Consider the following 13,373-nt stretch of genomic DNA (forward strand, 5'->3'; position numbering starts at 1 on the left):
GGAGTCGTTCACGGAAATCCTCGTCTCGGGTCAGTCGTTGGAAGCGTCGAAGGCCTGGTCGTCAGGGGCCATGCCGAAATGGGTCCAGGCCTGGCGCGTCACCACCCGGCCTCGTGCGGTGCGCATCATCAGACCTTGCTGAATCAGATAGGGTTCGATCACGTCCTCGATGGTGTCGCGCTCCTCGCCGATGGCCGCCGACAGCGAATCCACGCCCACCGGGCCACCGTCGAACTTCTCGAGCATCGCCAGCAGCAGGCGACGGTCCATATGGTCGAGGCCATGGTGGTCGACGTGCAGCATGTTGAGCGCCTGATCGGCCACCTCGGCGGTGATGTGCCCTGCCGCCTTGACCTCGGCAAAGTCACGAACCCGCCGCAGCAGCCGGTTGGCGATACGTGGCGTGCCACGGGAGCGCCGGGCAACCTCACGGGCGCCGTCCGTGTCGGTGTGCACCTCGAGCAGGCGCGCCGAGCGTGCCACGATCTCGGTCAGCTCGTCGATGGCGTAGAACTCGAGACGCTGAACGATCCCGAAACGGTCGCGCAGCGGTGACGTCAGACGCCCGGCTCGGGTGGTCGCCCCGACCAGGGTGAAGGGTGGCAGATCGAGCTTGATCGAGCGTGCCGCCGGGCCCTCACCGATGACGATGTCCAGCTGGAAGTCTTCCATCGCGGGATAGAGGATCTCCTCCACCACCGGCGACAGTCGATGGATCTCGTCGATGAACAGGACATCGCCAGCCTTGAGATTGGTGAGCATGGCGGCCAGGTCGCCGGCACGCTCGAGCACTGGCCCAGAGGTCGAGGTCAGGCCCACGCCCATCTCGGTGGCGATGATGTTGGCCAGGGTGGTCTTGCCGAGTCCGGGCGGACCGAACACCAGGGTATGATCGAGACTCTCGTCACGGGCCCGAGCGGCGTGGATGAAGATCTCGAGCTGCTCCCTGACCCGGGGCTGGCCGATATAGTCCGCCAGGCGCCTGGGGCGGATAGCATGGTCCACCCGCCCTTCTCCTTCCTGCGGATCGGCGGCGATCAGTCGGTCGGTATCGATCATGGTCAGCCCGCCATGCGGCGCGCCAACGCCGCCTTGATCATGGCTTCGGTGCTGGCCTCATCCTCGAGGCCGGACAGCATGCGGCTGGCCTCGGTGGGCTTGTAGCCCAGGCTGACCAGGGCTGCCTCGGCGTCAGCCAATGCCGTCTTGCCAGACGCCGGCGTGGACGGCTGAGCGCTGCCTTCAAGCGGCAGGCTGTCGGGATGCTGCCAGTGGGGAAAGCGATCGCGCATCTCGATCACCAGACGTTCGGCGGTCTTCTTGCCGACGCCGGGCAGACGTGTCAGCGCCTTGACGTCGTCTTCCATCACGCAGCGAATGAAGGCGTCCTCGTCCATGCCGGAAAGAATCGCCAGAGCCAGCTTGGGGCCGATCCCGTTGACCTTGATCAATGCACGAAACAGCGCGCGCTCCTGCTCGCGGGCAAAGGCATACAGCAGATGGGCATCGTCGCGCACGGTCAGATGGGTGTACAGCGACACCCGTTCCCCGGTGCCCGGCAGGGCGACCAGAGTGGTCATAGAGGCTTCCATCTCGTAGCCGACGCCATTGACGTCGACCACCAGCCAGGGTGGTTGGGTTTCGAGCAGTGTGCCCGTGATGCGTCCAATCATGGCGCGAATACTTCCTTGATCTCGGCGGTAAAAGTGATCGCCAGTGTACCTGAGACGGCGGTCACGAATCGCGGGAGCGGCTACCCTGCAAGCGTACCTTGCATCCCACTATACGGTGGCAGCCGGGGCCCCGCCAGCACAAACAAACGCTGTTCGATAATGCATCTGTCGCAGCTTGGCGACAACCTGAAACACAGCCGACGCAGCGACAACAACTCGGCGCATCGGCGTGAAAAAACCTAGGCGCTGTCCAAAAAGTCGACGAGCGAAGGTTAGACAAGGCAAAAATCGGTGAGAAAGCGCAGTTTACGGGGTGTAAATGAGCATTTTGATCCGATTTTTAACGCCGTATTACCGAGCGCAGGCACTTTTCAGACAAGCCCTAGGGACGATACTGACGCCAGGACGTCCCCTTGCCGCCCCCCCTGGAGCCGCTGGGCCGCCCACCGAAAGAGCCCTGGGTGATCAAGCCACGTGACGCGTAGAAGTGCGTCAGGGCGATCCCCAGAGCATCGGCGGCGTCTGCCTGAGGCGTGCCGGACAGCCCCAGCGTCGCCGTGATCATATGCTGCACCTGGGTCTTGTCGGCACCACCGCTGCCGGTAACGGCCTGCTTGATCTGGCGCGGCCCGTACTCGTGCACCTCCAGGCCGTGATTGGCGGCGCAGACAATGGCGGCGCCCCGAGCCTGGCCCAGTTTCAGCGCAGAGTCGGCATTTTTCGACATGAACACCTGCTCGATGGCGAGCGCCGCGGGACGGTGGATACCGATCAACTCGCTGATTCCGGCATAGACCTGCGCCAGACGCTGGGCCAGGGACTCATCCTTGAGCCGGATGCAGCCGCTGGCGATGTAGCGCGGCTGCCGCTCGCTGGCATCGAGCACCCCGTAGCCGGTGATACGCGAGCCAGGATCGATCCCCAGCACGATCATGCCGGGATCTCCGGCAGGTCAGCGCTCCAGTTCGGCAAGAATGGCATCATTGAAGTCCGCATTGGTGAAAACATTTTGCACGTCATCGAGGTCTTCGAGGTGATCGATCAGGGCGAGCACACGGCGCGCGAGATCGGCATCCTCGATGGGCGTAGTGGTTTCGGCAAAGAGCCCGACGTCGCTGTAGACGGGCGCAAGCTCGGCGGCCAGCAGGGCATCCTTGATCGCACCAAAGCGCTCTGGCGATGTCACCACCTCCAGGCTGCCGTCTTCGTGGGTCAGGATATCCTCTGGCTCTGCCTCCAGGGTGGCCGCCATGGCCGCCTCCTCGGAGGTCCCCGGTGCCAGGGTCAGTCGTCCCTGGTGGTGGAACATGAAGGCGACCGATCCACTGGTGCCCAGGTTACCGCCATGCTTGGAAAACGCATGTCGCACATCTGAGACAGTTCGATTGCGATTGTCGCTCATGCACTGGACCAGGATGGCGACGCCTTCCGGGCCATAGCCCTCATAGGTGATCTCCTCCATATCATCGCCATCGTTCTGCCCTGCCCCGCGATCCACCGCCCGCTGGATCGTGTCCTTGGTCATGTTATTGGACAGGGCCTTGTCGATGGCGGCCCGCAGCCGCGGATTGTCAGCGGGTTCGGGCCCGCCCTGACGAGCGGCCACGCCCAGCTCACGGATCAGCTTGGAGAATATCTTGCCGCGCTTGGCGTCCTGAGCGGCCTTGCGATGCTTGATGTTCGACCACTTGCTATGTCCTGCCATGGTGCATCCCGTTGGTTGCTGGAAGCCGACGTTTCACACCTTGTCGGGCGATATCGGAACACAAGGCCCTGAAGGAGCCTGCCAAAGGCACCTGAACCCGGCGCTGGATCAAATGCGCGCCACAAAGCCCGCCACCTGATCACCCGTTGTGCTAGCGTCGAGCGCTTGATTTATCGCGCATTCTACCGCGCGTGAAGCTCACCAGCGAATCCAGCTCAGGAGTGACGGATGAAGGATGTGGCCATCATCGGTGCAGGTCCCGTGGGCCTGTGTCTGGCGCGTGCACTAGCCGGTGTCGGCATGAGCGTGGCGCTGATCGACCGGATCGATCGCCCGCGACTGGCCGACCCCAGGCCCGATGGGCGCGAAATCGCAATGACCCAGGCGTCCTGCGACCTGCTCGCCGACATTGGCGTGTGGCAGCGGATCCCCCAGGACGAGGTGGCGCCGTTGGCCCATGCCAAAGTCTTCAATGGCCAGTCGTCCTTTGCCATGGGTTTCGATACCGGCGACGATCGACCGCTGGGCTTCATGGTGCCGAACCATCTGATACGCCGTGCCGCCTTCGAGGAAGCCGAACGCATGGACGGCATCGACTGGCACTTCTCGGCGCTTGAAAGCATCACCAGCGACCCCGGTGCGGCGCGTCTGGTGCTGGAGGACGGTACTCGGCTGTCGGCACGTCTGGCGGTGGCTGCCGACAGTCGCTTCTCGGAGTCCCGTCGCCAGATGGGCATCGCTGCACGCATGCGCGACAATGGCCGCAGCATGCTGGTGTGTCGGGTTCGCCACGAACGCGCCCATGATCAGTCCGCCTGGGAGTGGTTCGACCATGGCCAGACCCTGGCCCTGTTGCCGCTACACGAACACCTTTCGTCGGCGGTGGTGACCCTGCCCAGCCAGCAGATGTCGGAGCTTACCGCGTTGACACCCGAGGCACTGTCGCAGGCGTTGACCCATCGCTACGGGCACAGGCTGGGCGCCATGACCCTGGAGGGAGAGACTCACGTCTATCCCTTGGTAAGTGCCTACGCCGAGCGCTTCGTGGCCGAACGCTTTGCCCTGGTCGGCGACGCCGCCGTGGGCATGCATCCGGTAACGGCGCACGGCTTCAACTTTGGCGCCCAGAGTCAGCACCGCCTGGCTCGCCGGCTGATCCGCGCCCACCAGCTCGGACAGGACATCGCCGACCCGCGGCTGTTGAAAGGCTATGAACGCGAGCACCGGCTGGCCACCTGGCCGCTGTATCAGGCGACCCAGGCCATCGTTGGCCTCTACACCGATGACCGAGTGCCGGCACGAATGGTCCGTCACCTGGGACTGCGCCTGGGTGACCGACTGGCACCGGCGCGTAGAATGATCGGACAGCACCTGACCGAGCCTCATGGTGGCTCACCGCTCACTCCTCTATCGTCTCTATCGCCTCTCACCACCCTTCCGTCGCTGGCCCGTCGCGCGGCGTCTTCCTTGCCGTCTCCATTGAGGCTGCTGGGCTGATTTCCCATCAACGACAAACCCCGCCGATTGGCGGGGTTTGTCTGTACAGCGCGATAGCCTAGCGTTACTCGCCGGCTTCGGGCTTGGCCTTCTGACGCAGGCGGATACTCAGATCCTTGAGCTGGTCGTTGCTGACCTCGCCAGGGGCGTCGGTCATCAGACAGGCGGCGCTCTGGGTCTTGGGGAAGGCGATGACCTCGCGGATGGTACGAGCGCCGGTCATCAGCATGACCAGGCGATCGAGACCGAAGGCCAGACCACCGTGGGGCGGTGCACCGTAGTGCAGCGCATCCAGCAGGAAGCCGAACTTCTCGCGGGCTTCTTCTTCACCGATACCCAGGATCTCGAATACCACGCTCTGCATGGCCTGATCGTGGATACGGATCGAGCCGCCACCCAGCTCCGTCCCGTTGAGCACCATGTCATAGGCACGCGACAGGGCCTCGGCCGGGTTGGCCTTGAGCTCCTCGGGACTGCACGCCGGCGAGGTGAAGGGGTGATGCAGCGGGCTCAGGCGACCGTTGTCGTCGGCCTCGAACATCGGGAAGTCGACGACCCACAGCGGCGCCCAGGGCTGGGTGTAGAGATCGAGATCCTCACCCAGCTTGACCCGCAGAGCCCCCAGCGCCTCGTTGACGATGCGCGCCTTGTCGGCACCAAAGAAGATGATGTCACCGTCTTCGGCACCCACACGATCCAGCAGGGTCTCGATCACGCCTTCCATGAACTTGACGATCGGCGACTGCAGACCCTCGATGCCCTTGGCACGCTCGTTGACCTTGATCCAGGCAAGACCCCGCGCGCCGTAGATACCGACGAACTTGGTGTACTCGTCGATTTCCTTGCGCGACAGCTTGGCGCCACCGCTGACCTTGAGCGCGGCGACACGGCCGTCATCGGCGTTGGCCGGACCGGAGAAGACCTTGAAGTCCACCTCCTTCATCAGGTCATCGACGTCGGTCAGCTCCAGCGGGATGCGCAGGTCCGGCTTGTCGGAGCCGAAACGATGCATCGCCTCATGCCAGGTCATGCGCGGGAACTCGCCCAGATCCACGTCGAGCACGTCCTTGAACAGGCCCTGCACCATGGACTCGGTGATGCGCATGATGTCGGCCTCTTCGACGAAGGAGGCCTCGAGGTCGATCTGGGTAAATTCCGGCTGACGGTCGGCACGCAGGTCCTCGTCACGGAAGCACTTGGCGATCTGGTAGTAGCGATCGAAGCCCGCCACCATCAGCAGCTGCTTGAACAGCTGAGGCGACTGCGGCAGCGCAAAGAAGCTGCCGGCGTGGGTCCGGCTCGGCACCAGATAGTCACGTGCACCTTCCGGGGTCGCCCGGGTCAGCACCGGCGTCTCGATGTCGAGGAAGCCCTCGCCCTCGAGGAAGGCCCGCACCCTATGGGAGATGCGAGAGCGCAGACGCAACTTCTCGATCATCTCCGGGCGACGCAGGTCGATGTAGCGGTGCTTGAGGCGAATTTCCTCGCCCACCTTGCCGTGCTCGTCGAGCTGGAACGGCGGCGTGGCGGCGGTGTTGAGCACCTCCACTTCCTTGGCCAGCACCTCGATCAGGCCGGTCGGCATGTTCGGGTTCTGGGTTCCCTCGGGACGCATGCGCACTCGGCCCTGGATGCGCAGCACGTACTCGCTGCGGGCGCGGTCGGCATTGGCGAAGGCCTCGGCGGTATCGGGGTCGACCACGACCTGGGCGATACCGTCACGATCGCGAAGGTCGAGGAAGATCACCCCACCGTGGTCACGGCGGCGGTGTACCCAGCCGCACAGGCTGACCGTCTGGTCCACCAGGGTTTCGTTGAGCTGGCCGCAATAATGGCTGCGCATGTTGGTTCCTGTCATGTTGCGTGAAGGTAAAGGCAATTCGTTGGATCAGGCAGCGGCGCCGTCACCGGAAGCGGAGCCACCACCGGAGGAGGCACCGCCTCCGCCACTGTCACCCGCCAGATTCTTCTTGGTGCCACCGGTCTTGAAGTCGGTCTCGTACCAGCCGCCACCCGCAAGACGGAAGCCAGCCGCTGAGACCAGGCGGTTCAGTTCGGGAGCTTCACAGGCCGGGCAGTCGGTCAAGGGAGCGGCGCTCATGCGCTGCAGCTTCTCCAGCCGATGGCCACAGGCCTTGCACTGATATTCGTAGATGGGCATGGTTCTAGGTCTCCGTTCGCATTGTTCCTGCGGGGCGGGAAGCCGGCGTCTGATCTGCCTGACACACCCTCGATCACGCCGCTTCCGATCCCGACATGCGATATAGGGCCGGCCAACAGCAATTCCAAGCCCAAATCAAAGGGGCGCATTATAGCGTGCTGAGCACCTCAAGGCCCAGCCCTGTGCACCGATCTTCGCCACCGGACTCACCACACCCACCAAACACAACAGGAGAAGCGATGAAAGCTGTATTACTGGACGCCGACAGCCTGGGCACCGATATCGACCTTGCACCGCTGCGCGAGCAGCTCGAGAGCCTCGAGGTTCACCCCACCAGCACCCCTGCCGAAGCGCGGGAACGGCTGGCCGGCGCCGACGTCGCCATCGTCAACAAGGTGGTGCTCGACGCCGACACCCTGAACGCCCTGCCCTCCTTGCGGCATATCTGCGTACTGGCCACAGGTACCAACAATATCGACATGGAGGTGGCGAAAGAGCGTGGTATCCGCGTCGACAACGTCAACGCCTACGGGACCGCCAGTGTCGCCCAGCATACCCTGATGCTGATCCTTGCCCTGGCCACTCGCCTGCCGCAGTACCAGCGCGACGTGGCCGAGGGCCGTTGGGGAGAGAGCCCGTTCTTCTGTCTGATGGACCACCCGACCCTGCAACTCGAAGGCAAGCATCTGGTGCTGGTGGGACAGGGTGAACTGGGCTCCAAGGTGGCCGCCCTGGCCGAGGCATTTGGCATGCGGGTGAGTTTCAGCGCGCGACCAGGCAACGAGGCCAACGACCGCCGCCCGGCCCTGTCCGAGCTGCTGCCCGAGGCCGACGTGGTCAGCCTGCATTGCCCGTTGACCGAACACAGTCGTCATCTGCTCAACGCCGACAACCTCAAGACCATCAAGAAAGGTGCCCTGCTGGTAAATTGCGCCAGAGGTGGAGTGATCGATGAGGAAGCCGCGCTGGCGGCCCTGCGCCAAGGGCAATTGGGCGGCCTTGCCGTCGATGTCCTGCCCGCGGAGCCGCCTCGTGATGGCCACGCCTTGATCGACGCAGTCAACGAGTCGCCGCGTATGAACCTGCTGGTGACCCCTCACAGCGCCTGGATCACCCCTGAAGCGCGACAGAACATCGTCAAGCTGACCGTCGACAACCTGCAAAATTTCGCTTCTCAGGGTTAATACGGTCCACGGCGGGCACAGCAGACCGTGCCCGCCTGACACCAGGCCACTGTTGGCACCCTGCCCCTTGCTGAGCTCACTCCAGATTTTCGCCACGCTGATACAACGTTATCGCGCCCCTGATCGGCATGTTCGGGCGAGTTTAGCGAATGCAAAGCTTCCCAATGGCTTGTGCTCATCGCCTATGACTAACGCTCGATGCAATTGGCACGTTGGATTGTCGCCTACCAGATTACGGTATAACTTTTCGAAACAAGGGAACAGCCTCGTTACCGATGGCGGTTCCACCCTTGCGTCCGCCCGGCATCACTCCGATACTTCGCGCTGAGCCCACCCCCTCACCGGACACCCCATGCTGTACAACTACGGGTCGATCAATCTCGACCATGTCTATCGCGTTCCCCATCTCGTTCGCCCGGGTGAAACCCTGGCAAGTCACGAGCATCGAGTCGGTCTTGGCGGCAAGGGGGCCAACCAGTCACTGGCGCTGGCCAAGGCCGGTGGCCAGGTGGCGCATTGGGGCAGCCTCAACGCCCAGGATGGCTGGGCACGCCAGCAGCTTGCCGACGCCGGGGTCGACGTCAATGGTATCGCCGAGGTGGCCGCCCCCTCCGGTCACGCCATCATCCAAGTCGACGACGGCGCAGAGAACGCCATCCTGCTGTTTCCCGGAGCCAACCATCACCACTCGGCCGACGACCTTTCCAGGCTGATGGAGGGAACCCAGGCCGGCGACTGGCTGTTGCTGCAGAACGAATGCAGCGCCCTGGCCGACGCCATCCGGCTCGGACATGACAAGGGTCTGAACATCGCCTTCAACCCGGCGCCGATGAGCGACGCCGTGCTGGACCTGCCGCTCGAGCAGTGCGATCTCCTTTTCGTCAATCGTGGCGAGGCCGCCTGGCTGGCCGGTGTTGCCGAGGATACCGATGCCGACGCCTTGCTCACCGCCCTCTCCGAGCGTCTGCCCAGCACCCAACTGGTGCTGACCCTCGGTGCCGAAGGCGCCTGGCATCAGCACGGCGGAAAACGCCAGTTCCAGGCGGCGAGTCGGGTCGAGGCGGTAGACACCACCGCCGCCGGGGACACCTTCATCGGCTACTATCTGGCCGCAATGCAGGAAAACAAAACGGTCGCAGACTGCCTGGCGCTTGCCTCTACCGCCGCTGCCCTGGGCGTCCAGCGCCAGGGCGCCGCTGCCAGTATTCCCTCCCGCGGCGAGGTCGACTCAGCGCTGGCGACCGGCCAGCACGCCATCCGCTGAGGCCTTCAGGTCAACAACAGGAGTTTCCGTGAGTACCCCGATCATCTTCGATACCGACCCGGGCGTCGACGACGCCCAGGCCATCGCCATCGCCCTGCGCCATCCGGACATTGAGCTGCTCGGCATGACCACCACCTTCGGCAACGTCGACATCGAGACGGCGACCCACAATGCCCTGCTGCTCGGCGAGATCGCTGGCCAGCCGGTGCCGGTGGCCCAGGGTTCGGCCTGCCCCATGGTCAAGCCTCGTCATCCGGCGCCCAAGCATATCCATGGCGACAACGGACTGGGCAATATCACCCTGCCCGAGGTCAAGGGACAGGCCGATGCTCGCAGCGCCGCCCAGTTCATCGTCGACACCGTGCGCCAGCGTCCCGGCGAGGTCAGCCTGGTGGCGGTCGGTCCGTTGGGCAACCTCGCCGCAGCGCTGCAGCTGGACCCCGAGATCACAAGCCTGGTCAAGCAGGTGGTCATCATGGGCGGTTCCATTCGTGAAGGCGGCAACGTTACCCCGGTGGCCGAGGCCAACATCTTCAACGACGCCCACGCAGCCCAACGAGTGCTGACCGCCGACTGGCCACTGACCCTGGTGGGGCTCGACGTGACCCATCGCTGCATCCTGACGCCGGACCACATGGCACGCATCGAGGCTGGCCAGGGCGAGCTGGGCAAGATTCTGGCCGGCAGCTACGACTTCTATCGCGCCTTCTATCGTGAAGCGCTTGGTATCGACGGTTGCTGTCCCCATGACAGTGTGGCCCTGGCCTGGCTACTGCGCCCGGACCTGTTCGAGACCACCCGAGGCCACCTGGGTGTCGTCACCGAAGGGCCGGCCGAGGGTCAGACCATCCTGGCGCCGGAAGGCAGAGGCTTTATCGCCGACCGCTGGTCACAGACCCCCGTGGTCGACGTCTGCATGAAGGTAGACGGCAAGGCCGTCAGCGACTGGATCGCCGACACCCTGGCCTGAACGACTCAAGCCAGCAAAAGCCCCGGGCGGGCACGACACTGTCCCTCGACATTATCCGTCGTGCCCGCCCGGGGCTCCTTTCCCTCTGAATCTTTCACGTCAAGCAGCCGGGGTCGACGACCCCGGGCACTATTCGCACAGGCCCTAGCCGGTAGTGAAATCCCTCGGCGGCTTATCCAGCGTCACCTCACGGGTCGTGACCTGGGTCACTTCGGCCTGCTCGGGCCCATATTCAAGCCAGTCGGCGACCCGTTCCACCGCGTCACGAGGTCCACACAGCAACACCTCGACACTGCCGTCCGGCAGGTTGCGCGCATACCCCGCAAGCCCCTCTGTCTCGGCTTGCTGCCTGGTGGCAAAGCGATAGCTCACGCCCTGTACTCGCCCTTCCACCAGGGCCTCCAGGCATAGGGTGTCATCGGACATCGTGGCTGCCTCCTGCTGCTCGTCCATTGGTTCCTCTCTGGCGACATCGGCATCTTGAACGGTATCATCGACGCTGACCTCGTCATCTTCGTTGGCCTGACGACTCTCCACCGTGCCAGCAGTCTCCGCTCCCCCTGCCTCCAGCTCCGCCTCATGCTGACGCTCGCGAGCCTCCTGCTCGAATTCCCGTTCTTCTTCGGCGCTCAACTGGGCACGCACGCTCTGCTGATCGAGCAGTTCCTGCTTGACCAGCACGGCGCTGTTGCGCGGGATGATGGGCTTGTGCCGGGCGAGTAGATGGACCTTGGTAAAGGCGGCGCCAAACAGCAGGATCAGCGAGGAGTAGTAGACCCACAGTAGTACCACCACCACCGACCCCGCCGCGCCGTAGGTCGAGGCAGTCGCGTTGTAGGCCAGATAGAGCGCGATACCGGTGCGCCCTATCGAGAACAGCAAGGCCGTGACAACCGCACCGACGATGACGTCGCGCCAGCGCAGCACCACGTCGGGCAACACCTTGAAGATAGTGGCAAAGAGCGCGGCGATCACGCCGATCGACACCAGCAGCTCCACCCCTCGTGTCAGCAGGCTGACGTAGGGCAGCACATCGTCGGCGGCCTTCAGTGCCGCCCTGACGAACACCCCGAGCCCCACCGACACCAGCAGGATGAAGCCGATCGCCAGCACGATCGTCAGTGACAGCATGCGATTCTTGACGAAGATCCACAGACTGTTGCTGCTGGGGCGTGCCGCGACACCCCAGATGGTGTTCAGCGAGAACTGCATCTGGCCGAACACCGTAGTGGCACCAACCGCCAGGGCGGCAAAACCCAGCAGCGTCGGCAACAGGCCGGACTCCTGGATGCGCGACTGGGCGACGGCATGCTCGATGGCGGTGGCCGCCTCGGGGCCCATGGTGCCCTGCAACTGGGCGAAGATTTGCCCCTGTGCCGCCTCCTCGCCCAGCACCACACCGATCACCGTTACCGCGATGATTACCGTCGGCGCCAGCGAAAACAGGGTATAGAACGCCAGCGAGCCGGCGTAGCTGAAGGCGTTGCGCTCCAGCCACAACGCCACCGAGCGACGCAGCACCCCCCACCAGAAGGCGAAAAACTGAATGATCATGGCGTTCCCTCGTCATTATCGTTGCCCTCAGCATACCTAACACCGACGGTATACGCAGAAACATGCGCCAACGCGACGCCCAAGCGCTGCCAGTTCATCACGACCGGATCATCGTGACGGGTTTATCAAGCCTCCTTCATCTAGCCTCATTCACCTATCCCTGGAGCCTGTCTGTTTGCGCCTGCCAGTCAGCGCCACCATAATGGCGGCGACGTTTTCCAGGAGCCCTCCATGCCCACCGATCTGGCCACCTCTCCGCCGCAGACCGAGTTCGACTGCCTGGTGTTCATCGGACGCTTTCAGCCCCCGCACCTCGGCCATCTGGCGGTGATTCGGGCGGCCCTCAAGCAGGCCAGACAGGTCATCGTGCTGGTAGGCTCCGCGTGGCAGGCGCGCTCACTGCGCAACCCCTGGCGTTTCGACGAACGCCGCCAGATGCTGCGCAGCGCCTTCGACGAAGACGACAACGCTCGCCTCGAGATCGTGCCGCTGCTGGATGCGCTGTACAACGACGATGTCTGGGTGCACGACGTCCAGCGCAAGGTGCGCGATCTAGCCCATCCCGAGAGCGCACGGTTACCACGTATCGGGCTGATCGGCGCCAGCCGCGGTCAGTCGAGCTACTACCTGTCACTGTTCCCCCAGTGGGAGTCGGTGAGCGTACCGCTGGTCGAAGCGATCTCCGCCAGCCAAATTCGAGAACGGCTATTTCGCTCCGAGGGCTCGGCGGTAGAGTATCTCTCCACCAACGCAAGCCACGATCTTCCACCGGGAGTGGTGGAGCATATCCGGCGCTTCATGAGCGGCAAGCCCTACCGCCAGCTCGGTGAAGAACAGCAATTGCTCGACCAGTACCGTTCGGCCTGGGCCCAGGCGCCCTACCCGCCGATCTTCGTCACCGTCTGTGCGGTTGTGGTGCAGTCGGGCCATGTGCTGCTGGTGCGGCGCACCTCGGCACCCGGCAAGGGACTCTATGCCCTGCCCGGGGGCTTTATCAGCGCCCAGGAACGACTGATGGACGCCTGTCTGCGAGAGCTGCGCGAACGCATTCGGCTGAAGGTGCCGGAGCCGGTGCTCAAGGGATCGCTACGCGGTCAACGGCTATTCGACGAGCCGCACCGAAGCTGGCGTGGACGAACCCTGGCAGAAGCCTTCTACTTTGCCCTGAGACCGGATCAGAACCTGCCGAGGCTGAAGCCCGTCAAGGGGGGCGACCATGCGCGCTGGGTGCCCCTGGCGGAACTCGAGCCGGAAAGCCTGTTCGAGGATCACTTCTTCATCATCCAGAACTTTCTCGGGCTGCCTGCCGATCGACGCTCCTGAGGCACGCGGCAAGATCCAACGGCGGTAACGACATGGCGGACA

The 13,373-nt window shown here is 64.0% G+C and carries 12 protein-coding genes and 1 pseudogene; 5 read left to right on the forward strand and 8 right to left on the reverse strand.

The genetic code is table 11. The annotated features are described in order from the left end of the window. Positions 1-30: 30 nt before the first annotated feature. The 4 genes from ruvB to KUW00_RS10490 form a co-directional block, all read right to left on the reverse strand. Complete coding sequence (gene ruvB / locus KUW00_RS10475) at positions 31-1,059, reverse strand: Holliday junction branch migration DNA helicase RuvB (protein WP_222569022.1); 1,029 nt, start codon at positions 1,057-1,059, stop codon at positions 31-33. A 2-nt stretch (positions 1,060-1,061) separates the two neighbouring features. Continuing rightward, the gene (ruvA, locus tag KUW00_RS10480; RefSeq protein WP_222569023.1) at positions 1,062-1,673 is read right to left on the reverse strand and encodes a Holliday junction branch migration protein RuvA; all 612 of its coding nucleotides are present in this window, start codon (positions 1,671-1,673) and stop codon (positions 1,062-1,064) included. A gap of 382 nt (positions 1,674-2,055) precedes the next feature. Next, positions 2,056-2,607 (reverse strand): crossover junction endodeoxyribonuclease RuvC, encoded by a 552-nt coding sequence (gene ruvC / locus KUW00_RS10485; RefSeq protein WP_222569024.1) that lies wholly within the window; start codon positions 2,605-2,607, stop codon positions 2,056-2,058. Positions 2,608-2,625: 18 nt separating this feature from the next. Beyond that, the gene (locus KUW00_RS10490) at positions 2,626-3,378 is read right to left on the reverse strand and encodes a YebC/PmpR family DNA-binding transcriptional regulator (protein WP_222569025.1); all 753 of its coding nucleotides are present in this window, start codon (positions 3,376-3,378) and stop codon (positions 2,626-2,628) included. A gap of 228 nt (positions 3,379-3,606) precedes the next feature. Between KUW00_RS10490 and ubiM the strand changes: the two genes are divergently transcribed. Beyond that, positions 3,607-4,875: a 5-demethoxyubiquinol-8 5-hydroxylase UbiM gene (gene ubiM / locus KUW00_RS10495; RefSeq protein WP_222569026.1), complete on the forward strand. Its 1,269-nt coding sequence runs from the start codon at positions 3,607-3,609 to the stop codon at positions 4,873-4,875. Between the two features lie 64 nt (positions 4,876-4,939). On the opposite strand, the gene aspS is transcribed toward ubiM, so the two are convergent. Both aspS and KUW00_RS10505 read right to left on the reverse strand, forming a co-directional pair. Further along, the gene (gene aspS, locus KUW00_RS10500) at positions 4,940-6,718 is read right to left on the reverse strand and encodes an aspartate--tRNA ligase (protein WP_222569027.1); all 1,779 of its coding nucleotides are present in this window, start codon (positions 6,716-6,718) and stop codon (positions 4,940-4,942) included. Between the two features lie 45 nt (positions 6,719-6,763). Then, positions 6,764-7,036, reverse strand: coding sequence for an FmdB family zinc ribbon protein (locus KUW00_RS10505; RefSeq protein WP_045994967.1), 273 nt, complete (start codon positions 7,034-7,036; stop codon positions 6,764-6,766). Positions 7,037-7,275: 239 nt separating this feature from the next. Here KUW00_RS10505 and KUW00_RS10510 point away from each other — a divergent pair, with 239 nt between their 5' ends. The 3 genes from KUW00_RS10510 (at position 7,276) to KUW00_RS10520 (ending at position 10,454) form a co-directional block, all read left to right on the forward strand. Continuing rightward, positions 7,276-8,220 carry a D-2-hydroxyacid dehydrogenase gene (locus KUW00_RS10510; RefSeq protein WP_222569028.1) on the forward strand — a complete coding sequence of 315 codons (945 nt, stop codon included), beginning with the start codon at positions 7,276-7,278 and terminating at the stop codon, positions 8,218-8,220. Positions 8,221-8,572: 352 nt separating this feature from the next. Further along, positions 8,573-9,484 (forward strand): ribokinase, encoded by a 912-nt coding sequence (locus KUW00_RS10515; RefSeq protein ID WP_222569029.1) that lies wholly within the window; start codon positions 8,573-8,575, stop codon positions 9,482-9,484. 28 nt (positions 9,485-9,512) lie between these two features. Then, complete coding sequence (locus KUW00_RS10520; RefSeq protein ID WP_222569030.1) at positions 9,513-10,454, forward strand: nucleoside hydrolase; 942 nt, start codon at positions 9,513-9,515, stop codon at positions 10,452-10,454. 144 nt (positions 10,455-10,598) lie between these two features. Here KUW00_RS10520 and yccX read toward each other — a convergent pair whose 3' ends face one another. Then, positions 10,599-10,907 carry an acylphosphatase gene (yccX, locus tag KUW00_RS10525; RefSeq protein ID WP_315901128.1) on the reverse strand — a complete coding sequence of 103 codons (309 nt, stop codon included), beginning with the start codon at positions 10,905-10,907 and terminating at the stop codon, positions 10,599-10,601. A 204-nt stretch (positions 10,908-11,111) separates the two neighbouring features. Continuing rightward, positions 11,112-12,008 (reverse strand): annotated as a pseudogene (locus KUW00_RS10530) (YihY/virulence factor BrkB family protein); the annotation flags it as partial. 231 nt (positions 12,009-12,239) lie between these two features. Here KUW00_RS10530 and KUW00_RS10535 point away from each other — a divergent pair. Further along, positions 12,240-13,331, forward strand: coding sequence for a bifunctional nicotinamide-nucleotide adenylyltransferase/Nudix hydroxylase (locus KUW00_RS10535; RefSeq protein WP_045994963.1), 1,092 nt, complete (start codon positions 12,240-12,242; stop codon positions 13,329-13,331). Positions 13,332-13,373 lie beyond the last annotated feature (42 nt).

The organism is Halomonas sp. DP5N14-9, from assembly GCF_019802175.1.
Lineage (GTDB): Bacteria > Pseudomonadota > Gammaproteobacteria > Pseudomonadales > Halomonadaceae > Halomonas > Halomonas litopenaei.

Coding starts and splice junctions, on each gene's coding strand:
- ruvB (WP_222569022.1), bottom strand. CDS start 1,059: ATGATCGATACCGACCGACTGATCGCCGCCGATCCGCAGGAAGGAGAA.
- ruvA (WP_222569023.1), bottom strand. CDS start 1,673: ATGATTGGACGCATCACGGGCACACTGCTCGAAACCCAACCACCCTGG.
- ruvC (WP_222569024.1), bottom strand. CDS start 2,607: ATGATCGTGCTGGGGATCGATCCTGGCTCGCGTATCACCGGCTACGGG.
- KUW00_RS10490 (WP_222569025.1), bottom strand. CDS start 3,378: ATGGCAGGACATAGCAAGTGGTCGAACATCAAGCATCGCAAGGCCGCT.
- ubiM (WP_222569026.1), top strand. CDS start 3,607: ATGAAGGATGTGGCCATCATCGGTGCAGGTCCCGTGGGCCTGTGTCTG.
- aspS (WP_222569027.1), bottom strand. CDS start 6,718: ATGCGCAGCCATTATTGCGGCCAGCTCAACGAAACCCTGGTGGACCAG.
- KUW00_RS10505 (WP_045994967.1), bottom strand. CDS start 7,036: ATGCCCATCTACGAATATCAGTGCAAGGCCTGTGGCCATCGGCTGGAG.
- KUW00_RS10510 (WP_222569028.1), top strand. CDS start 7,276: ATGAAAGCTGTATTACTGGACGCCGACAGCCTGGGCACCGATATCGAC.
- KUW00_RS10515 (WP_222569029.1), top strand. CDS start 8,573: ATGCTGTACAACTACGGGTCGATCAATCTCGACCATGTCTATCGCGTT.
- yccX (WP_315901128.1), bottom strand. CDS start 10,907: ATGGACGAGCAGCAGGAGGCAGCCACGATGTCCGATGACACCCTATGC.
- KUW00_RS10535 (WP_045994963.1), top strand. CDS start 12,240: ATGCCCACCGATCTGGCCACCTCTCCGCCGCAGACCGAGTTCGACTGC.